The 21,450-nt window shown below is 37.9% G+C and carries 15 protein-coding genes; 12 read left to right on the plus strand and 3 right to left on the minus strand.

Annotated elements, in window-relative coordinates:
• Window positions 1-62: 62 nt before the first annotated feature.
• The 5 genes from BC008_RS18905 to BC008_RS18925 all read left to right on the plus strand — a co-directional run bounded on the left by BC008_RS18905 (window position 63) and on the right by BC008_RS18925 (window position 7,390).
• Entirely contained in the window at window positions 63-2,282 is a 2,220-nt protein-coding gene (locus BC008_RS18905) for a single-stranded-DNA-specific exonuclease RecJ (protein WP_058182978.1), read from the plus strand.
• 459 nt (window positions 2,283-2,741) lie between these two features.
• Window positions 2,742-4,016: a mannosyltransferase family protein gene (locus BC008_RS18910; protein WP_027845414.1), complete on the plus strand. Its 1,275-nt coding sequence runs from the start codon at window positions 2,742-2,744 to the stop codon at window positions 4,014-4,016.
• Between the two features lie 364 nt (window positions 4,017-4,380).
• Window positions 4,381-5,295 carry a TIGR02587 family membrane protein gene (locus BC008_RS18915; protein WP_036267311.1) on the plus strand — a complete coding sequence of 305 codons (915 nt, stop codon included), beginning with the start codon at window positions 4,381-4,383 and terminating at the stop codon, window positions 5,293-5,295.
• Complete coding sequence (locus BC008_RS18920) at window positions 5,292-5,711, plus strand: TIGR02588 family protein (protein ID WP_027845416.1); 420 nt, start codon at window positions 5,292-5,294, stop codon at window positions 5,709-5,711. Before BC008_RS18915 ends, BC008_RS18920 begins: the two co-directional genes overlap by 4 nt.
• 209 nt (window positions 5,712-5,920) lie before the next feature.
• Complete coding sequence (locus tag BC008_RS18925) at window positions 5,921-7,390, plus strand: aldehyde dehydrogenase family protein (protein ID WP_027845417.1); 1,470 nt, start codon at window positions 5,921-5,923, stop codon at window positions 7,388-7,390.
• Window positions 7,391-7,600: 210 nt separating this feature from the next.
• On the opposite strand, the gene BC008_RS18930 is transcribed toward BC008_RS18925, so the two are convergent.
• Window positions 7,601-7,861 carry a hypothetical protein gene (locus BC008_RS18930; RefSeq protein ID WP_153009504.1) on the minus strand — a complete coding sequence of 87 codons (261 nt, stop codon included), beginning with the start codon at window positions 7,859-7,861 and terminating at the stop codon, window positions 7,601-7,603.
• Between the two features lie 469 nt (window positions 7,862-8,330).
• Between BC008_RS18930 and BC008_RS18935 the strand changes: the two genes are divergently transcribed.
• The 3 genes from BC008_RS18935 (at window position 8,331) to BC008_RS18945 (ending at window position 12,796) form a co-directional block, all read left to right on the plus strand.
• A complete protein-coding gene (locus tag BC008_RS18935; protein ID WP_027845418.1) occupies window positions 8,331-8,981 on the plus strand; it encodes a HEAT repeat domain-containing protein in 651 nt (216 codons plus the stop codon).
• Window positions 8,982-9,575: 594 nt separating this feature from the next.
• On the plus strand, window positions 9,576-11,384 hold the full coding sequence (locus BC008_RS18940; protein ID WP_027845419.1) for a variant leucine-rich repeat-containing protein: 1,809 nt from the start codon (window positions 9,576-9,578) through the stop codon (window positions 11,382-11,384).
• 416 nt (window positions 11,385-11,800) lie between these two features.
• Window positions 11,801-12,796 carry an AAA family ATPase gene (locus BC008_RS18945; protein ID WP_027845420.1) on the plus strand — a complete coding sequence of 332 codons (996 nt, stop codon included), beginning with the start codon at window positions 11,801-11,803 and terminating at the stop codon, window positions 12,794-12,796.
• A 168-nt stretch (window positions 12,797-12,964) separates the two neighbouring features.
• Here BC008_RS18945 and BC008_RS51400 read toward each other — a convergent pair whose 3' ends face one another.
• On the minus strand, window positions 12,965-13,102 hold the full coding sequence (locus tag BC008_RS51400) for a hypothetical protein (RefSeq protein ID WP_235595769.1): 138 nt from the start codon (window positions 13,100-13,102) through the stop codon (window positions 12,965-12,967).
• Between BC008_RS51400 and BC008_RS18950 the strand changes: the two genes are divergently transcribed.
• The 3 genes from BC008_RS18950 to BC008_RS18960 all read left to right on the plus strand — a co-directional run bounded on the left by BC008_RS18950 (window position 13,091) and on the right by BC008_RS18960 (window position 16,467).
• Window positions 13,091-14,260: a vWA domain-containing protein gene (locus BC008_RS18950; protein WP_027844804.1), complete on the plus strand. Its 1,170-nt coding sequence runs from the start codon at window positions 13,091-13,093 to the stop codon at window positions 14,258-14,260. The genes BC008_RS51400 and BC008_RS18950 overlap by 12 nt on opposite strands.
• Before the next feature lie 88 nt (window positions 14,261-14,348).
• Window positions 14,349-14,963 (plus strand): esterase/lipase family protein, encoded by a 615-nt coding sequence (locus tag BC008_RS18955; RefSeq protein WP_027844805.1) that lies wholly within the window; start codon window positions 14,349-14,351, stop codon window positions 14,961-14,963.
• A 115-nt stretch (window positions 14,964-15,078) separates the two neighbouring features.
• The gene (locus BC008_RS18960) at window positions 15,079-16,467 is read left to right on the plus strand and encodes an IS200/IS605 family accessory protein TnpB-related protein (RefSeq protein WP_058182980.1); all 1,389 of its coding nucleotides are present in this window, start codon (window positions 15,079-15,081) and stop codon (window positions 16,465-16,467) included.
• Window positions 16,468-16,510: 43 nt separating this feature from the next.
• Here BC008_RS18960 and BC008_RS18965 read toward each other — a convergent pair whose 3' ends face one another.
• Window positions 16,511-17,434 carry a lysophospholipid acyltransferase family protein gene (locus tag BC008_RS18965; protein WP_036266631.1) on the minus strand — a complete coding sequence of 308 codons (924 nt, stop codon included), beginning with the start codon at window positions 17,432-17,434 and terminating at the stop codon, window positions 16,511-16,513.
• 718 nt (window positions 17,435-18,152) lie between these two features.
• Here BC008_RS18965 and BC008_RS18970 point away from each other — a divergent pair.
• A complete protein-coding gene (locus BC008_RS18970; protein ID WP_027844808.1) occupies window positions 18,153-21,383 on the plus strand; it encodes a HEAT repeat domain-containing protein in 3,231 nt (1,076 codons plus the stop codon).
• The last annotated feature ends 67 nt before the right edge of the window (window positions 21,384-21,450 follow it).

A 21,450-nucleotide genomic window follows, 5' to 3' on the forward strand; every position in this document is an offset into this window, starting at 1 on the left:
TTTTTGCAGATGTAAAACAAATGGCAGATGACAAATGACCAACACATAGTGACAAATTACCAATGACCTATCAATCTAAATCAGAATTTTCTAAACCCGAAATTTCACAAAATCGCAAACGCTTACCTAATCAGCGCTGGTACATATACCCGCAGAATTTAGAATTAGCAAACAAGCTGGCTGAATCCACGAATTTATCGCCCATCATTAATCAACTACTAATTAATCGTGGAATTGAAACAGTAGAACATGCACAGGTCTTTTTAAGTCCAGAATCATTAAAATTACCTTCCCCGTTGGAAGAATTTCCCGATCTTGCTATTAGTCTGGAGTTATTACAACACAGTATTGCTACAAAAGAAAAAATTGCTATTTGCGGTGACTATGACGCCGATGGAATGACATCTACTGCTTTGTTATTAAGAAGTTTGCGTTGGTTGGGTGCTCAAGTAGATTATGCGATCCCCAGTCGCATGCATGAAGGTTATGGGATTAACAAACGTATCATTGAAGATTTCCATAATGAAGGTGTTGGGCTGGTTCTAACGGTAGATAACGGTATATCTGCATTTGAACCGATCGCCAGAGCGAGAGAACTGGGTTTAAAAGTAATTGTCACCGACCACCATGATATTCCCCAAGAGTTACCCCCAGCTAATGCTATTCTCAATCCCAAATTAATTTCACCGGCTTCTCCTTACTATGGAGTTGCTGGGGTAGGTGTAGCATATATTTTGGCGGTGTGTCTGGCTCAACAAATGGGGTCGGTGCAAGATATAAACAAGCCGATGCTGGAATTATTTACTTTGGGAACCATTGCAGATTTGGCTCCTTTGATTGGGGTGAATCGTCGCTGGCTTAAACGTGGTTTACAATTATTACCCAAATCAAGTTTACCTGGCGTCCAAGCTCTAATTCAAATGTCTGGGGTGCAAGCAAGGGGTATGGAATCACAAAATAATTCTCCATCGCTAACTCCAAATGCAAATATAAATTCAGATTCACGATCGCACATAAATTCAAACTCAAATATAAATTCAAGCTCAAATATAAATTCAAATACGACTAATAATTTAAATCGAAATCCTAATAATAAATCTTTAAAAACTTTAAAACCAGAAGATATTGGTTTTCGCTTGGGACCGCGAATTAATGCGATCGGTCGAATTGGTGACCCCCAAATAATTATTGAATTACTCACCACTGATGATATGGGAATAGCCCTCGAACGTGCAATGCAATGTGAGGGTATTAACCGTCAACGTCAGGAAATGTGTGAGGAAATTGAGCATGCTGCGATCGCAGTTGTAGAAACAGAATATCTTTTATCTCTCAAAGATGACCGGGTACTGGTAATCGTACAACCAAATTGGCATCATGGTGTGATTGGTATTGTTGCTTCTCGGTTATTAGAACGTTATGGCGTTCCGGTGTTTATCGGTACCTACGAAGATAATGAAACTATTCGCGGTTCTGCGCGGGGAATTCCCGAATTCCATGTATTTGAAGCCTTAGAATTTTGCGACGACCTGTTAGGTAAATATGGTGGACATAAAGCTGCGGGGGGATTTTCCTTACCTGCAAAAAACTTAGATGCTTTCCGTCAACGCTTGAGTGAATTTGCTAATCAGTGTTTAGAAGTTCACCATCTTAAATCTCTTCTCAAAATTGATGCTCAAATAAACTTCGATCGAATCAATCATGAGCTTTATGAGGAATTAAATACTTTAGAACCCTGTGGGATAGAAAATCCCGATCCGATATTTTGGACCCCTGACGTCCAGGTTATGGACCAAAAAACAGTTGGTAAAGGTCATATTAAATTAACATTGTGCCAAACTATTGGCGATCGAAATCATAAAATTAAGGCGATCGCATGGCGCTGGCGCGATTATTTCCCTTTACCCAAACGAGTAGATATCGCTTATAAACTTCGAGAAAATCATTTTAATGGTAATACCACTATCGAATTGGAAATATTAGGAGTTAGACTTCCAGACCGTTCTAATTTATTTCCCAAAGTAATAAAAAAACCAATTAAAAGTTCTTTTGAGTACAATCAGCGTCACTACATCTGTGCGATTTATCCCAATCAGTTTTCAGGCGAATTAAGAATTAAAAATCCAGAAGGTATTGTTTTAGCTGTCGAGTTGGGAAAAAATACCGGTTTACTAGGAGCAAATCGCCAAGAAGCACAAACTGTTGATATATCCGAACAACGCTATCAAGTAATTATTCAAGTCGCTTGGAATGCTTTATCGAGACTTTTAGAGGATATTTAAAAATTCATACTATATAGCAATCTTAAGGAATGTAGATTTAAGGAATATGGATTAAATAAAGTACAAAAGTAGGGTGCTGTTAGCATTGCGTAACGCACCATTCCAAATTTCAGAATCATATCATGTCCGCTTAATTACTTATGAAAAAATATGCTTGTAGTAGCGCTTTAGCCCCATAGTAAAGATATTGGCGTATTAGCGCTCAAGCGCTACTACGAACCTTATCGCAAGTGTTTTACCGGACATGATATTACAAGTTATTAAATTCTCATTTCTAAATCATTCGTGAAAATAAATTTCGTGAAAATAAATATTGTTTCAGCAACGCCAATTTTTAAACTATTCAGCAAGCCCCAATTAGTTTTTTATTTGACAATTAAATGTTTTATACGATACCAATGTTTTCTACCTTTGTGACAAATAATTGTTACAAATATGTCCCAATAATGCAATTGGTTTATGGTGCAAATTCAGTTATTTGGCAGAAAATTTCTATGGACAAATGACATCTTATTTCCGGGTGCAATATGGCTGAGTAGTCGATTACTAGTTTGGATAATAATGCTGTACGTGGCTCCCAACTTACCCGCACCTCCCGGAGGTGTATCTCCTCAATTTGGTTGGGAAGTCTTTAATTTTTGGGACAGCGGACATTATTACAATATCGCTACAAATGGCTACGAATTTGCTAACGACGGTGGAGAACATAATGTCGCTTTCTTTCCCCTATTTCCCTTGGTGCTAAGGGGATTGATGATTTTGGGTTTGCGGTTTGAAATTGCTGGAATGTTAGTGAATAACTTGTCATTTTGTTTGGCATGTTATTGTTTGTACTTCTGGATTAAACACCATAATGGCACTAAAGCAGCAATCTGGACTATTGCAGTTCTAGCTTGGGTTCCAGCTTCCATGTTTGCAGGTGTCATTTATACTGAAGGGCTCTATTTATTTCTTAGCATTGCAGCATTACAAGCTTTTGATCGCAAGCAATATATCTGGACTGCTTTGTGGGGTGCAATGGCTACAGCAACTCGTCCCACGGGAATCGCTCTTGTTCCAACTTTTATAATTACTGCTTGGAAGCAGCGTAAACCAATAGGTGCATATTTTGCTGGATTCGCTACTGCGATTGGTTTGCTTCTATATAGTCTTTATTGTGCCATTCAATTTGGCGAACCCCTTGCTTTTATCATTGCTCAGAAAGGATGGCGCGATTCTTTAGGATTTGAATGGCAAAGTTGGTTGAAAATGTTAGTGCAAATAGTTGCAGGTACGAGCAATTGGAAACATGGGTCAATTCAAGATCCTTGGCATCCAATTTTATTTACACTGATTATTACTCTGGGTTATTTATTATGGCGTTCCCGATCCAAAGTGGGTACAGAAAAAGTTGGTAGTGGAATTATTGTTTTAACTTTCTTACTTTGGTTATTAGCTGGAGATCCCTTAGTAAATACTATGGCGACCATTGGTAGTAGTTATTTATTGTGGCACCTGCGCCAGGAGCTTAGTACGATCACGGTTATATATGGGTGGTGTGGCTTGGGATTACTTTTTGCTTCTGGAAGCACTATGTCACTAAGTCGCTTGAGTTACGGTATTGTCTCTACTAGTCTTGTATTGGGGATACTTTTATCTCGTTATTCCCGTTGGGGGTATTTAAGCTTAAGTTTTTTTGCAATTATCCTAGCTAGTCTATCTGTAAGATTTACTCAACAACTTTGGGTGGGCTGAGAAAACTGTCATCCGAATAAATAATTGGTATTACTATTGGATGAATATTTCACTTTTTATCCGCGACAATTTCCCACTAACAGATTAAACTTGATCTGGCTCCCCCGTATTCCGTTCCCCTCTGCAATATGCAGGGGGGTTAATATTTTATATATTTCGTGCTTTTGCTTCGCCATACTTACGGTTGGAGAGAGTTATAACCTAGAAGCTGGAGTTCAAATTAAAGTTATTCCTTAATAACCTTTTCTTAACCCAAGCCATATTTCTTGTATACTGGTTTTGTAGCGTAAGAATTTAATCTATAAAAATCTAAAGATGTGAAGTCGATTGGGCGATCGCTTATTCTAAAAGCACGGTACTGCAGATGAAAACCTCTCGACAAGGAAAATCTAACGCCTCAGGTAAGAAGAAGCATCAACTACGAAATAGAACCATAAATCCTTGGAGACGGGAACTAAACGATATAGTTCGAGGAATATGTGGAGGTTTTTTATTTGGAATTCCCTTGCTTTACACAATGGAAGTATGGTGGATCGGCTCGTCTGCAACACCAGCAATGATGTTATTGGCACTGACATTAACTTTTATTGTAGTGTTCTTACTTAATCGTTCTGAAGGTTTTCGCCACCGCACAAACGCTTTTCGACACTACGAAGCAATAACAGAAACCATAGAAGCGATGGCTATAGGTTTATTTTGTTCTGCTTTCATATTGTTGATACTCCAAGAATTATCTTCCGTAATTGCTCTTAAAGAAGCTTTAGGTAAAATTATTTTTGAGAGCGTACCGTTTAGTTTGGGAGTTGCATTAGCAAATCAACTTTTGAGTTCTGAGGGGAAAAATTCCCCAGGGAGCAGAATTAAACAAAAAAAAATTAAAGTGAATGCAACATTATCAGATTTAAGTGGAACTTTGATTGGCGCTACAGTTATCGGTTTTAATATTGCTCCCACTGATGAAATTCTCTTTCTTGCTGCTGCGACCTCAGAACCATGGCTATTATCTATTGTTGCCACTTCCTTATTAATCTCTTACGGAATAGTGTTTCAAGCTGGTTTTACTGCTGAAGAACAGCGCAAACAGCATCGTGGGATTTTCCAAACACCATTTAGCGAAACCATTATTTGTTATCTGGTATCTTTAATTGCAGCTGCAGCAATGTTGTGGTTCTTTCAAAAACTAACTTGGAATGACCCTTGGACTGTTTGGTTAGAATATACCTTATTGCTGGGATTGCCTACAACTATTGGTGGTGCTGCAGGGAGGTTAGCAATATGATTGATACGGAGAAAGGGCGAGATACAAGGGAACTCCAGAAACGTTCTTTTGCTGAGTGGCTTACTTTTAGCGTTGCTTCCTCACTCCTGATAGTAGTTATTTCCCTGGTTGGTTTCACTTGGTTTCAAGACTCACAACAAGAACCCCCAATCCTGATTGTTACTCGGGAAAAAGCTATGCGGAAAGAAAACGGACATTTTTATGTACCCTTTAAGATACTGAATAAAGGTGGAAAAACTGCCGCTTCAGTTCAAATAATTGCTGAATTAAGCTTCAACGGTGAAGTCGAACAAACTGGACAGCAAGAAATTGATTTTTTATCGAGAAAAGAGAAAAAGGAAGGTGCATTCATTTTTACTAAAAATCCTCAAGAAGGAGAGTTAATGATTCGGGTTGCAAGCTACAAATTACCGTAGTGTTTCGTTAAGTTTTATTTGAATAATTTCGTCATCTAATTAGAAACTAGCAACTGGGAACTAAGGGTTTTCTAGCATCATAGGGTTAATGTAAATCTTATGTAAAGAAAAAGTTAAATATAGATAAAAAAATCAAGAAGTATTATGTAACCGAACCAGCATATAAATACGTTCAAAACACTTTTAAAAAATAAGTATTGGAGGACTATATGGTTACAACAACCAGGCCAGAAAAACGGGTGAAAATCGGTCCAACCAAACTACTAATAAATAACGAATGGGTAGAAAGTGTTAGTGGTAAAAGATTTGAAACGATTAACCCTGCGACAGGTGAAGTAATCTGCAATGTAGCTGAAGCAGATGCAGCAGATGTGGATAAGGCTGTAGAAGCCGCTAAAAATGCTTTTCACGGTAAAGAATGGCGTCAGATGTCCGCAACCCGTCGCGGCGAATTACTTTACAAGTTGGCAGACTTAATTGAGCAAAATATCGATGAGTTAGCGCAACTGGAAACTTTAGATAATGGTAAGCCCCTACAACTTTCCTACGGCGACTTGGGCTTAGTTATCCGTTGTTATCGTTATTATGCCGGCTGGGCAGACAAGGTACAAGGTAAGACCATTCCTATTAATGGGCCATATTTCTGCTACACTCGTCACGAACCAGTGGGTGTGGTGGGTCAAATCATCCCTTGGAATTTTCCATTACTAATGCAAGCATGGAAATTGGGACCTGCTTTATGTACTGGTAACACAGTGGTGATGAAAACTGCGGAACAGACCCCTCTTTCAGCATTGCGGGTCGGGGAATTAATAATTGAAGCTGGTTTTCCCCCAGGAGTAGTTAATATTTTATCGGGATATGGACCCACCGCTGGAGCTGCGATCGCTCGCCACATGGATGTGGATAAATTGGCTTTCACCGGTTCTACTGAGGTCGGACACTTAGTGATGGAAGCTGCAGCTAAAAGTAATCTGAAGCGAGTAACTTTAGAACTTGGTGGTAAAAGCCCAAATATCGTCTTTGCAGATGCAGATATGAATGCAGCAATTGAAGGCGCTCATCACAGCTTATTCTTCAACCAAGGACAGTGCTGTAATGCAGGTTCGCGTCTGTTCGTAGAAGAAAAATGTTATGACGAGTTTGTTGCACTTAGTGTAGAGAAAGCTAAAAAGCGTGTTGTCGGCGATCCATTTGACTCTAATACCCAGCAAGGTCCGCAAGTGGACAAAGACCAATTCGATAAAGTGATGAGCTACATTGAATCTGGTATGCGCGAAGGTGCAAAAATGTTATGTGGCGGTCATCAAGTTGGCGATCGTGGTTTCTTTATTCAACCTACAGTATTCTCAGATGTCAAAAATGAGATGAAAATTGCTCAAGAGGAAATTTTTGGTCCGGTAATGAGCATTATCAAATTCAAAGACATCGATGAGGTCATTGAGCTAGCAAATACCACCATGTACGGTCTTGCTGCTGGTGTCTGGACCCAAGATATTACCAAAGCCCATGCGATCGCCAATAACGTTCGTGCTGGTACGGTCTGGGTCAATTGCTATCATATTTTTGATGCTGCTGCACCTTTCGGTGGATTCAAACAATCAGGTATGGGACGTGAACTAGGCGAATATTGTTTAGAGCATTACACAGAAGTAAAAACTGTCACTGTCAAATTATGAGCGTCCCAGGGGAGAGAAATCAAAAGTAGTTATGACAAGTAATTTAGTTGTCGTTGGTTATTAGGATTTATTTGCACGGAGCTAATTTAACTTTTGGGATTTTTTGGGATTATCTAATTCCCTGTCTCCCAAAAGATTTTGAGACGTAGTACTACTACGTCTCTATCTGCTTTTAACTAAAAAATTTTTTTACAGCAAACCCTAATTACATTATCTTTCCCTACGATCTATGCTTTTGGTTAGCGGTGAAAATTGCAGATAGCGACGCCACATTTGTCTTCCCAAAAATATTAAACTAATAATCTGCTGGAATTGTTGGATCCGTAGTTGTAATAATTGGTGCTCGTAACGCAGATTACTAACACGATCTTTACCCAAATAAATAGTACGTGGTGTTTTACTTAATAATTTACCTGTACTAATCTCAATTGCAACAAAACAATCAGCAACTATTGTCAGTTTTTTTTTCATTAGCCAGATTTTATTCGCTGCGCTAAATAATATCAGTGAAATAATTGTATTGATGATGACAACAAAAGTTACCATTACTTAATGCGCTAGAATTTCCGGAAATAATTACTCAATAATTCTAAGCTTTTTATTCATAAATTTTCGATCTATCTTATTTATTTATGCACTTTCTGTTACCTGTTCCCTATTCCCTGTTCCCTGTTCCCTACCTTTAAGAATAATTCCAATAATCAAACCGGAATCTTATACTTATAGTATATATCAATACATAAAACCAATAATAAGATGAGAAATAATAATCTTCACCTTTTTAATAATTAATCATTTATTTTCAAGATAAAATAAAGCATTTTTACTCATTTATATTATTTTTTTTAAGAAGTGTTTTCTTTCATACAAAATATCAATACTTATAAATCTTAGTTGTTTTAATATAAATAATAGCAGGTAAATATTTGAATATAAAACTATGGAGCCAATTCTAGAGAGGGAGGTATTAAATACTAATACTTCAGCCATTCGTCTTAAAGAGTTATCCAAAAGTTTAGATCGAGAAGTTCGCCAAGTGATCGCCAAAAACCCGAATACACCACCAGATATATTAGTGAGACTATTTGATAAATTTCCACTTCAAGTTTTACATAATCCTGGATTAAGTTTAATTTTACTGGAAAGACCTGATTTCTTTACAGAAATTTATGAGTCTAATAAGTTGGTTTTTCATAAACATAAATTACCTGATTTCTTTTATAAATGGGCAATATTTCATGTAAATGAAACCATTCGTAGTGCAGTTGCATCTAGTCCGAAAACACCTGAATTTTATTTGGAGCAACTATCTGAAGATAAAAATTCATTTGTTCGTCTCCAAGTAGCGGCTAATTATAATTCTTCTACTTGTGTTTTAAAAAAACTTGCTTCAGACCGGGATAATTCCGTGAGAAAATCCGTTGCTCGTAATCCTAATGTTCCAATAGATATTTTGGAATATTTAGCAAGTGATGAAACAGCGGAGGTTCGTCGAGAAGTTGCAGCTAATCATAATACACCCTTTAATATACTGGCAAAATTAGCTCGAGATCCAAGTCTTATAGTGAGAGCTAGTTGTTACGAAGAATAATTTTTTTGAAACTAGGAAATAGATAAAAAGTCTATAGCAGTAAAGATGTCCGGGGAATTGTATATTATACGAAAGTAAATGAGAAAACAATATTTTAATTCAATATAAATATTAACTAGTCTATTAATCAAAGTAATGTGTAACGTTTTTACTAGAAAACTACATAGCTACCTAAGTACAATAATATATTGTTAAACAAAACTTAATTAGTGATTTTAATGATTGATGAGCGGCTTAAGTATTAATAATGACCGATACTACAAAATATAAAAACCCTCCGCATATTTTTGTTAGTATAACCTGCCCTTAGATTAAAAAATAACGATTACAGCATGCTTTGCTAACAACACACTTTTTGTTGCCTGTTCCCTCTCTTTATAACAATAATTTTAACAATCAAACTTGATTCTGATACTAGCCAATGAAAATAAATACAAACAATTGAATAGATATTAAAAAATAAATAAAATCATATATTAAGACATATCTAAAAATAGATTACCAAATACTCTTATTGCTTGCCCAGTTTGTCAATTTTTGTTGTCAGGGATTTATCTCAACAGTAATTAAATCGGCATTATAAGGGCTACCACAATGCACTTAACTCCGGAACAACAAGCGGCTGATGAAAATACTAAACCTGAAACGCTAAGGATTCTTGCCAAACAAAATATTGAATTAGCACGATTAGTTGCAGGGAATTCTAATGCTGACCCCGAATTATTAAAAGACTTAGCAGCTAGGGAAGATGACTTAATTCTTGCAGGAGTTACCAACAACCCTAATACACCAAAAGATATTTTACTGAAATTAGCATCTAAGTTTCCTCAAGAATTTTTAGCAAATCCAGTCATTAATTTACTGTTAATCGAAAAACCCAATTTTTATATCGAAATACCTTTTTGGACATTAATAAATTTGCTAAAACAAGATAATCTTCCACAATGGCTATTGCTTGGTGCTGCAAACCTTGATAATTCAGCAGTTTTAATTGCTGTAGCAAAACATCCCCAAACTTCACAAAATGTTCTTGAGCAATTAGCAATTAAAAGTAAACATGATAATGCTTTGGGTTTATGTATTGTTAAACGCAAAGATCTAAGTGAAAGGGTATTAGAAAAATTAGTGAAATACGGTACCACTTCTGTACGTCGGTATTTGGCTAGTCAAATCAAAACTCCCCCCAACATTTTGGGAAAAATTGCAGAACATTCAGAATTGAATTGGAATGATGATATTGAAATTCAGACAAGAATAGCTAAACATCCCCATACACCCACACATGTTTTAGAAAAACTGATTGGGAAAGGACATAGCAAAGCAAAAAAAGCCATAGCTTTACGCTCCAATTTATCAAAGAAATTGATAGTTCGATTAGCAATGGATTATCGAGTCCATGAAATGAGATTTCTGGCTTACAACCGTTATCTATCTGGCGACCTACTTACAGAATTAATCCAACATCCCGAGCTAAGGGTACGTCAAATGGTCGTTAGACATCCCAACGTACCTAAAAATGTCTTAGTACAAGCTGTGGAAGTACATCAACTACGTTTATTTGTAGCGGAAAACCCCCATACTCCCGCCGAAATTCTTTTTCAACTTACTAAAGAGAGTCGGGGTGACGTACTCAAAGCTGTAGCGGAAAATCCCAATAGTCCAGCATTTGTACTTGAAAAACTATCAAAAAATCCTTTATATGATTTGTTGCTAGTCCAACATCCCAGTACTTCCCCTGAAGTGATGGAGAAAGTTTTATGGCGTTTAGCAATGAATGAACGTTTATCAGTTCGTAAGTATGTTGCTCAACATCCCCAGACTCCTCTGAGAATATTAATCCAATGGGTCAAAACATCACCAGAAGTTCGTCGTGAAATCGCAAAAAATGTCAGTACACCGCAACACATTTTGGAAAAACTTGCGCTGAGTTCGTGGAAAAAAATACGTCGTAATGTCGCCCAAAATCCCAACACACCACCATTTGTCCTGGAAAAACTTGCTAGCGATCGCCATTTAGAAGTACGTCAAGCTGTTGCAAGAAATCCTAATACGCCAGAACATGTGCTTACAGAACTAGTTCGATATTCGGATTTAAGATTATGCATTGTCAAAAATCCCAACACACCCCCGTTAGTATTGGAAAAATTATCAGAATTTCATAGATATTGCACTTTGGTGTTAGAACATCCGAATACAACAAAAAATATCCGTTTAAAAATCTTGAAAATTTTGGCTGAAAGTTTTATCAGAAAAGAAAGATTAAGAGCTGCTCAACATCCAGAAACACCGATTGATAGTTTAGAAAAATTAGTTGCAGATGAAGAGATAGAAGTTCGTAAATTTGCTCAGCGATCGCTAAAAGTATTGTATTCATCAAAGAAAAACCATCCCGATCGCTCTTAACTCCCCCTGTAAATTAAACTATCTAGTTGAAAGGGAATGGGGAACAGAGAACAGGAAATTTTAACTGTTACAGGAGGGAACAGGGTATGGGGAACAGAAAGTGGTAACTGATAACTGTAGCCCGTAAGGGCGTGGCGTTAGCCATAAACTGTTAACTGTTAGCGTAGCGTGCGCGGTAGCGCATTAACTGATAAAACTTCTTGCAGCTGTAGCGAATCACTCTAGCACTCTTCAAAAATTTTTGGAACAATTAGCAAGTAAAAAAAATAGGGTGTGTAATCTCAAATCTACATGAAGTTACGCAAAATGTAGTTTCAAAATCTAATTGATTTAGATTTAAAACCTGATTAATTCAGCAAGCCCTAATTAATCAATCTATTTGTCTGACCTATCCGCAGGACATAATCTAAAATTCTATGACTCCCAGCGAACTAAAAATTTATTTAGAACACCTTATTCGTAAAAACCTTAAAATCAGCACAATGATTTGGGGCGCTCCCGGGATTGGTAAATCTAGTATTGTTGGGCAGCTTGCAAAGGAAAATAATTTAGAATTTGTCGATGTTAGATTGTCTCAACTAGCACCAACCGATTTACGTGGTTTACCTGTAGCAGTAGATAATACTTCCAAGTGGTATCCACCGGAGTTTTTACCCCGTAATGGTGCTGGGATTTTCTTTTTAGATGAATTAAATATGGCTCCACCGGCTATGCAAGGAGTCGCACAGCAATTGATTTTAGATCGAAAAGTTGGTTCCTATTCCGTACCCGAAGGTTGGTATGTGTGGGCTGCTGGAAACCGTAAAGAAGACCGCGCTGCTGTCTTTGATATGCCATCTCCCCTCGCCAATAGATTTTTACATTTGGAAGTGGAGCCAGATTTTCAAAGTTTTAAAACCTACGCTTTAACAAATGGAGTCCACGAACAAATTATTGCTTTTCTCTCTTTTCGCTCCACATTGTTACACAAACTTGACTCTCAACAGGCGGCTTGGCCATCTCCACGGTCTTGGGCAATGGCATCTAAGTTACATGAATTCGGACTAAGTATTGCCCCGGCTGTAGGTGAAGCTACTGCAGGAGAATTTGTAGCATTTATCAGTCTTTATCAAACCCTACCTAGTCTTGCTCCAATCCTAGAAGGTGAAGCTGAAAATATTCTCTTTCCTGAAGAACCAAGCGCCAGATATGCAACAGCAATTGGTTTAACTATGCGAGCCAAAAATGCAGATGAGGCTTACAATGCCTTTACTTGGTTAAGTCAAGTTGCAACAGCAGAGTGGGTACAATTATTTGTTGCAGACTTGTGCCGCATGATGCGAAATAAAGGACAAATGGGACACCTCGCACAACTAGTCCAGAAAGACCCCAAGCTTCAGCAATTTATTCAAGATTTTCAAGAATTAATTTGATTTTAAGGAAACAGGGAAGCGGAAGTTAAAAGTAATGAGTAATGTTAGCGCAGCGGGGCGCGTAAGCGCACAGTAATGAGTAACGGCTAATGTGAATTAAATTCAGCCTTGTAATATCAAGGGTTTTAAGGACCGGCTTAAATCACGTTTGTGATTATTCCTAGGAATTTAGGTTATTTCAGCTTCTAATTCACATAAGGCGTGAGTAATGAGTAAGAATGAATAATTTGCTCTTCCCCATCCTCCCACACTTCCCACATTTTCCCCCAGTCGCCAACCCCCAATCCCCACCCCATGGAAATCCAAAAAGCAATCAGCGCTTCTTTACTACGTTTGCGGATGAAGTCTCCTTTCTTTGCCACTTTGGCGATGTTTGCTCAGTTTGTTCCTTCTCAAGAGATTGATTCTGCAGCAACTGATGGTAAAGATATATACTTTAATCCTGATTTCTTGCTGTCCCTGAGCCCAAATCAGCAGGATGCAATTTTATTACATGAGGTTTTGCATGCAGCATTACTCCATGTAACTCGCCGGGGGGTGCGCGATCGCGAGCTATGGAATGTTGCTGCTGATATTGTCATCAATGGCATAATTGCCCAACAGGGAATATTTGAATTACCTGCTGAAACTTTACGCGACCCCGATCTAGAAAATCTCAGTGTTGAAGAAATTTACGAAATTTTGGCGAAAGACCGGGGAAGTTCTCCAGATTTAAGTAAACCTGATTTATTAGACAGACCGCCACAGGATAGTTCGGGTAAAAGAGACAACGAAGGCGAACAAAGCAACAATGATAGTATGTCTCAAGCCAGAAAAGCTGCGATCGAGGCTAACTGGCAAAATGCTTTACAACAAGCAGCAACGGTTATTCGAGCCACAGAAAAAGGAGATGTTCCCGCAGGAGTCAAGCGAGAATTAGGTAGTTTGAGCACCGCCCAAATTGATTGGCGTACTTATCTTTGGCGCTATATGGTACAAACACCTACTGATTTTTCTGGGTTCGACCGTCGCTTTATTGGACGGGGTTTATATTTAGAAAGTTTGCAAGGTGAATCAGTTAATGTTTATGTATGCATAGATACTAGTGGTTCCGTTGATAGCGATATATTACAGGTATTTTTAGCTGAATTAAAAGGAATTCTTAATTCATATCCCCATCTCAAGTGCGAGCTTTACTACGCTGATGTTGATGTTTATGGACCCTATCAATTGCAAGCACATGCAGCTATACCCAAACCTGAAGGGGGTGGTGGAACGTCGTTTATCCCATTTTTTGAAAAAGTAGCAGTTAGTTGGGATGGTCAGAATCAAGCGGTTTGTGTTTACTTAACTGATGGTTATGGAACTTTTCCAGAGTGGAAACCAGAATTACCTGTGTTGTGGGTGGTAACTCCAGGAGGGGCTGAAACAGAAGATTTTCCCTTTGGGGAAGCAGTTCGACTAGGGATTAGAGTTAGTGTCTAACATTTAGCATCATGTTCAATTAATTTTACAAAATGTTAAATTAATTTTGTCCGGGTATTTAAACAAGAAAGAATTTTCTGCTGGAAGAATGAAGGTATTGCTAATTCACGGTCTTAGTCGAACACCCTTATCACTGCTTGGTCTTGAATGGTACTTACAACAAACTGGATGTACGACCGAACAGTTTGCTTACATCGCCTTTGCAGAAACATTTGAGTCTATCGTTGAGCGTCTTCGAATCCGTATTCAAAAAATAGCTAGTAAAGAGTCTTATGGGATTGTTGCCCATTCCCTCGGGGGATTATTAATAAGAGCGGCTCTGGGTATAGGTTCCATTGAATTACCTAAACATATTGTCATGTTAGGTACGCCAAACCAACTACCACGCCTCGCGCCCCATGCTTGGCGACTACCACCTTTTAGATGGTGGACAGGTCAGTGCGGATTAAACTTAACTAACCAGGCTTTCTTTACATCACTTCCAGGAATTGAATCTCCTTACACAATTTTAGCTGGTACGGCAGGACCAAGAGGATCCTGGAGCCCGTTTGGAAATGAACTCAATGACGGTATTGTTGCTCTCAGTGAAACTCGACTATCCGACCAAGACCAAATAGTTCAGTTACCTGTCATGCATACCTTTATGATGAATAATTCTGTGGTCCAAAAGACAGTGGGACGCATTTTATCTGCACATTATTAAAGTCAATAAGATTGCTTGATTCTAGGAGGAAAATTCTTTGAACAGTATTGCCCGCGCAGTCCCCATCTATATATTAATTAGTTAAAATGTATTTAGTCAAGGTCGGGACTAATTCATGATGAGTAAAAAAATAACTAATACGCAATCTGTAGTAAGGACTGATGTCTGGAATTTAGTGGCGACATCAATTCAAAAACAGCAAATGATTGCAACTATAGAGGAATATCGCAGGTTTTTAAAACCTTTAGTTCTAATTGTTAATGCTCAATGGATTAGTCTTGATAGTTTGACTTCCAAAGAACGGATTAATGCAGTGGAGAGGATGATTCACAGGACTGTTAAAAATCCTCATCCTAAGCATTTATATTTCCAAAAAATCATTGATAAATACCCGTCTTTTAGGAAGTTTCCAAGTTACCTAAGACGTGCTGCTATTTCTGATGCTATCGGTATAGTATCTAGCTTTCATACTAGGTACAAAGAATGGCAATCAGGCATTAGAAAAAAACGCCAATCCTCACCACCAAAATTGACAGCAATGTGTAATTCTTACCCAGCATTGTATAAAGGTCAGCAGGTAAGGTATGGATTAAATTATAAAACTGTTGATATTAAAGTTTGGAATGGATTTGATTGGATATGGTTGACTAAAATTCCGATCATAAAACATGGTTTAAATCGCCATTTAGTTGAGGGGAACAAGATACAATCACCTGCATTGGTGGTAAATAAAAATAAATGCCAACTTTCTATGCCTGTTCAGATAAAGAAAGTTGTTTTCGAAGAATCCGACTTTGTTTGCAGTGTTGATATGGGTATAAACAATGCTGCAACAGCATCTATAGTGGGTAGAGACGGTACTGTAAAAGCTAGGAATTTTGTTAATCCTGCTAGAGACATAGACCGACGAAATCAACGACGGATGATGATTGCAAAAAAATCTAAGCAGACTAGAGATATTACAAAGTCAGACTTCATCAAAGGTTTTTGTAGAGGACTTTATCGTAAATCAGCTAACATCAACCTGGAGATTTCTCGCAAAGTGGTGCGAGGTATTGTTAGTTTTGCCAAGTCTCATAATATCAAATTAATTGTATTTGAGAATTTAGCAGGCTGGAAAGCTAAAGCTGGAAGGAAAAAGTCTTTACAAAAACAAAAATTCCATCTTTGGTGTCATAGAAAAATTGTGGAGTTGACACAAGATAGATGGATGGAATTGGGTGGTAAAGTTGTTTTTGTTAACCCGAAATATACCAGCGCCTATGCCTTTGATGGTAGTGGTAAAGTTAAGAGGAGCAAGATTAATTATTCCCTTTGTCGCTTCAGTAATGGGAAGAATTACAATGCAGATCTAAATGCCAGTTACAACATAGGTGCTAGGTATTGGTACAGCTATATTTTGGGTGATAAAAACTTTTCTAGAGTGTTCGTAGGCAAAAGTTCCAACGACACACTGAGAACGCCAGTAACTCTGGAAACGTTGCGTAGTCTAAAAGCTGCATAGCGGATGAATCCTCAACTATAACGTTAGTTTAGTTGGGGTGCGTTCAAGCCAGACCTTCTTCTTCTTGAACTAATCGATCTAGTTGCTGTTGCATTAGATTATAAACCTTCCTATAACACTGGTAGACATATTCTCGATCGCGAGCTGCTTTCTTACCATATCTATCGAATACAATAGCCGGACATACCCGAGTGTGCAATTTAATTGGTAAAGGAATATTAGGCAACGGACCAACAGCAATCCCCCAAGGTAAACCCAGGTAAATTGGAAATACACCAGGATCTATTCCCCATAACCATGGCATACCCAACTGATGTAGTTGCTTCAATTGAGGGTACAGATTTGCAATCACAAATAAGGTGGAATGAGCCCCATGAGAAATAAGTGGGATAATTGGAACTTCTTCCATTAAGGCTAGTTTGATAAATCCTTTATTGCCACAGAAATATATCTTGTTTCGCATAGAGTAGGGGCGAAATACATCTTGAGCCCCTCCTGGATAGATTAAAACAGTAGCACCCCGACGCAGTGCCGCTTTAGCCATTTTAGGATGTGCTTGAATGGTGCCTATTTGAGTTGCTAAACGACCGAAACACGGTAGGAATTGCCATATTTTTGGTTCCATTAAGGCATAGGCTATGCGGTCTGTGCCAAATTTTCTAAACCAATCATAGGTCATCATCATGGTGTCAGGAATTGCTAATCCACCATTATGAGAACCAATCAATAGTACTTTTCCTGTTTTTGGGATATGTTCCCACCCATCGGTTTGCACCCGGAAATAATATTTGTATAGCCAGCTAAAAAAAGGCATTAGCTTTTCAATTATCTGGGGGTCTCGATCATCCAATGACCATCCTGTGAGGGTATTGGCTCCAGCTAAAGATGCTTTTAAGTATAAATTTGTCAAAGTTCCCAAGGATTGAATTACAGAACTCAGATTTGGGTCTTTAGATATTTCATTCATCTCTTTTCATCGGTGAGATGTCGATAAATATATATAAAGCTTCGCTAGACTTACAGAGGATCTCACCACCACTTAACTCTGTAAGTATTTTGATATTGTGATACTCAGTTCGGTTGACTAGTAATTAATCTAACCTTAAAGTATTAAATACTACTAATACTACATACTTTTATTTTAGTTTATTTTAAACTCAATAAAACGAAACGATGATATTTTTTTACAAGAAGTTGACAGAAGCTATATTAGAGCTCTCCGGAAATTGAATATGCATAACCCAAAATCTTTGTAGAGCGATTGAGGAGGGGTTAGGTTTTCCCCTCCACAAAACATAAAAGAAACTTACGCTGACAAAATCAAAAAGTACAATTTTATAAGCTTTCGAGCACAAGTTTCTTAGGAGACGTACCATAGTACGTCTCTACATTCTTTTCCGGAGATGTCTATTTTAAAACCCACGATCGGTATTAATAATAAGCCTGTGATATAAACCGATAAAGTTGGATGCCCAAAAAAGCTTTTTCTGCTAATAAAAATACTTCTGGAATTGATAGCGATCGAGTTGATTAATTATTTGTAGCAGTTATCAGCTTGATGAAATGCCTTTACTTCTCACCCTGATTTTACCTGTCTTATTACTCTATATTTTTTTGGTAAGGATAAGGATTGAGGTGAGATTTGTAATTTCCTAATTCTATCAATTTCCCCTTATTCCCTAATCATGTCTGTCTTCACCCGCATTAAACGAAAAATTTCCCTTTTTCTAGTTTTCACTTTTACTATTTGCCTTATTCTTCTACCCAACCTAACCCGGGTAAATGCTCAAAAAGTATCTCAGCCTAAGCCACAAGACTGGCATATTAACGGCATTATGGCTGCTCTTGACGATAGCGATCCTAAAGTTCAGGGATTTGCTTTGAGGAAATTAGGTGAATATGATACGAAGGACTTAAAAGCAATACTTAAGCAACCCAAGGATATTGCTCAAATAGCTATCAAACTTCTCACAGATAAAAATGTTGAATTAGAGGTTCGTCGCGATGCAGTAGGAGCTTTGAAAAATTTGGGGGATGCTGCTAAACCCTACCTCAAAGACATGCTTGAATTAGTCAAAGATACAAGTCTTGATCCTGGACTTCGTTACAGTACAGTTGAAGTGTTCGGTAGTTTGGGAAGTGCAGCTAAACCTTATGTTGAAGAAATTGCTGATATCCTCACAAATAAAAACCTTGACTTTGGAGTTCGTGCTGGTGCAGTAAGAGCTTTGGGGAATTTGGGAGAGCTTACCCAACCTTATGTTGAGGATATCGCCGACATCCTTAAAGATAAAACTGCTGATGACTTGGTTCGTGCTGGTGCAGTAAGAGCTTTGGGGAATTTGGGGGATGCTGCTAAACCCTACGTCAAAGATATCCTGAAGTTCCTCAAAGATGAAACCGTTGGCTCTCAAGTCCGTGGTAATGCGACAGAAGCCTTGGTAAATTTAGGGGATATTGCTAAACCCTATATCGGAGATATTTTTGAGTTACTCAAAGATCAAAAAATCGATTTCATAGTTCGTGGCGCTGCAGCATCTGCTTTTGGGAAAATGGGGGATGCTACTATACCCTACGTCCAAGAAATTCTTGAACTCCTTAAAGATAAAACTGTTGATCAAATTACTCGTTTTATTATGGGTTCAGCATTGACGAATTTAGGGGATCTTGCTAAACCCTATGTCCAAGACATCGTTGATATTCTCCAAGATAAAACCGTTGACTTTCAAATCCGTGACATTGCAATACAAGCATTAGGAAATTTGGGGGATGCAACTAAACCCTACATCAAAAACATTGTTGATATCCTTAAAGATAAAAGTCTTGAATTATACCTTCGTGGTAGTGCAGCAAGAGCTTTAGGTAATTTAGGGGAGGTCGCTAAAGACTACATCGAAGACATCGGCAATATCCTTAAATATAAAGCCAAAACTCTTAATGAATCAAACCTCCGTGGTACTGCATTAGAAGCTTTGGGAAATTTAGGGGAGGCTGCTAAACTCTATGTCAAAGATATCCTTTACATTCTCAAAGATAAAACCATCAATTATTCGGATCGTAAAATTGCAGCAGAAGCTTTAAGGAACATAAAACAAAAGCCGCTGGAGCTAAAAGAATTTCTAATTGTACTTAATAATGCTTATTACGACAGTCTATCAACTATCCCACAATGGCGTTTTTTAGGTTATTTTGTGAGTGGTGGTAGTGATGAAGCAAAAACCTTAATCAAATGGCTTGCTTATCCTCAAACAACTCCAGAAAAACTCACCCATTCAGAAGCTGTGAAAACACTGAAATTATTTCTCAAAGTCTGGGAAGTAATTACCAGTGAAGACTTAACAGAATTACGAAATGATTTAGCAGAAAAAATAGCAGTAGTTGCAGCTAACAAAAACGTTGTTTGGGAAACTCAAGATATTACCTTACTTGGACAGCACTACAAGAACCTCAAACAAATCAACTCTACGAACGCTGAAACAATACAGTCAGTAATAATTAACCTGGAAGGTTGGCGATGGTTTTTCAACTTTAGAAACATCATCTTAACTCACGCAGCTTTTTGGCTTGCTCTAATCTTTGCTTATCCCAAATCTCCCCAAATTCAAGCCATCTTCTTCTGGAATCCTTGGGTCAGAAGGATTGCTGGTATGGGTTACGTTGGTTTTCTCCTTACCTGGGTTCCTTTTCTGCGTCGCAAATTATTAGAACCTTTTCAACGTTCATTATTAGCAGATGCACGGTTAGATAATTTTACTGAAGCAACTTACTTTCCTGAATCTTGCGTCAAACCTCCTGCTTCTGACAAAATCGTTCCTATTACCAAAGCCTTACCCACCGTCAAAGGACAAATTGTTTTAGAAGGTGATTCTGGTTTAGGTAAGTCGATGTTTTTGTGTCATTTACTCAAAAATACATCCAATATTGCCGTTTATTTACCTGCATACAAGTGCGAAAAAGGTGTAATTGAAGCCATTCAAGAAAAACTTCGCGGACAAGCACAGGATATCAACTTCTTAAAAAGCCTTATTTATAGCGGTGCAATTGATATTTATATTGATGGACTGAATGAAGTCACCGCCGATACGCGATCGCAAATTAAACAATTTGTGGAAAGCTATTTTCACTGTAATGTCATTATGACCACCCAACCACTGCAGTGGGAACCACCTTCCACCGCCAAGATATTTATCTTAAAACCTTTAACAAAACAACAAATTAGTCAGTTTTTGATTTCTCGTTCTTTGCGTCTTCCTGCAGATGCAAAAATTACAGACGATTCGTACAAACAAGCTTGTAAAAATTATCTGGGAAAAATTCTTGACCCACAACAACCAGCAACAGAATTAGAAGCAAACTATCGGGTACTTTCTAACCCAATGGATCTAACCTTGATATCTCAAATGTTATCCCAAGGCGAACATCCGGATTTGTTTCGTTTGCAAGAACAACAATATAACTTAATGGCGTGGGAATACAAACGGGAATGGAAACATAATTTTCCCCTGAAGAAATTTTCCCAAAGAGTATACCAACAGCGAATCAATGACGAAAGTGCAATTCTAGCTGATGAATTTGACCAAGAAGTTTTAAGTATGGAAGACCAAAAATATAAAATGGTCGTCAGTCGTCAGTGGAAAAACAAAGATGGCGAAACCAAAAAAGAGTGGTATTTCCGTCATGATAAAATCATGGAATTCTTTATCGTGCAGAACTTCTTAGGTGATTCAACCGAAGCCAAAGAACGTCAAAGCAAACACATGGATGACCCAAGATTTCGCGGTGTTTACTTCCTACTAGCTAAATTACTTCCTTTAGAGCAAGCCCAGGAATTACGCGAAAACTTAATTCAATACGCCGTTGACACCAAGGACCATACCGTTATGGATACTTACGTGCAATTGTTGCGATTGAGGTAGGTGGACAAAAATATTTATATTATGGCGCTAAGTAGTGCTATACCTATTTTTTCAATATTCAAACTGG

The organism is Mastigocoleus testarum BC008, assembly GCF_001456025.1.
Classification (GTDB): domain Bacteria; phylum Cyanobacteriota; class Cyanobacteriia; order Cyanobacteriales; family Nostocaceae; genus Mastigocoleus; species Mastigocoleus testarum.

Excerpts from the sequence above, each read along its gene's own strand:
- BC008_RS18970 (WP_027844808.1), top strand. The coding sequence starts at position 18,153 with ATGTCTGTCTTCACCCGCATTAAACGAAAAATTTCCCTTTTTCTAGTT.
- BC008_RS18935 (WP_027845418.1), top strand. The coding sequence starts at position 8,331 with ATGGAGCCAATTCTAGAGAGGGAGGTATTAAATACTAATACTTCAGCC.
- BC008_RS18965 (WP_036266631.1), bottom strand. The coding sequence starts at position 17,434 with ATGAATGAAATATCTAAAGACCCAAATCTGAGTTCTGTAATTCAATCC.
- BC008_RS18925 (WP_027845417.1), top strand. The coding sequence starts at position 5,921 with ATGGTTACAACAACCAGGCCAGAAAAACGGGTGAAAATCGGTCCAACC.
- BC008_RS18940 (WP_027845419.1), top strand. The coding sequence starts at position 9,576 with ATGCACTTAACTCCGGAACAACAAGCGGCTGATGAAAATACTAAACCT.
- BC008_RS18915 (WP_036267311.1), top strand. The coding sequence starts at position 4,381 with ATGAAAACCTCTCGACAAGGAAAATCTAACGCCTCAGGTAAGAAGAAG.
- BC008_RS18905 (WP_058182978.1), top strand. The coding sequence starts at position 63 with ATGACCTATCAATCTAAATCAGAATTTTCTAAACCCGAAATTTCACAA.
- BC008_RS18945 (WP_027845420.1), top strand. The coding sequence starts at position 11,801 with ATGACTCCCAGCGAACTAAAAATTTATTTAGAACACCTTATTCGTAAA.
- BC008_RS18955 (WP_027844805.1), top strand. The coding sequence starts at position 14,349 with ATGAAGGTATTGCTAATTCACGGTCTTAGTCGAACACCCTTATCACTG.
- BC008_RS18950 (WP_027844804.1), top strand. The coding sequence starts at position 13,091 with ATGGAAATCCAAAAAGCAATCAGCGCTTCTTTACTACGTTTGCGGATG.
- BC008_RS18920 (WP_027845416.1), top strand. The coding sequence starts at position 5,292 with ATGATTGATACGGAGAAAGGGCGAGATACAAGGGAACTCCAGAAACGT.
- BC008_RS18910 (WP_027845414.1), top strand. The coding sequence starts at position 2,742 with ATGGTGCAAATTCAGTTATTTGGCAGAAAATTTCTATGGACAAATGAC.
- BC008_RS18960 (WP_058182980.1), top strand. The coding sequence starts at position 15,079 with ATGATGAGTAAAAAAATAACTAATACGCAATCTGTAGTAAGGACTGAT.
- BC008_RS18930 (WP_153009504.1), bottom strand. The coding sequence starts at position 7,861 with ATGAAAAAAAAACTGACAATAGTTGCTGATTGTTTTGTTGCAATTGAG.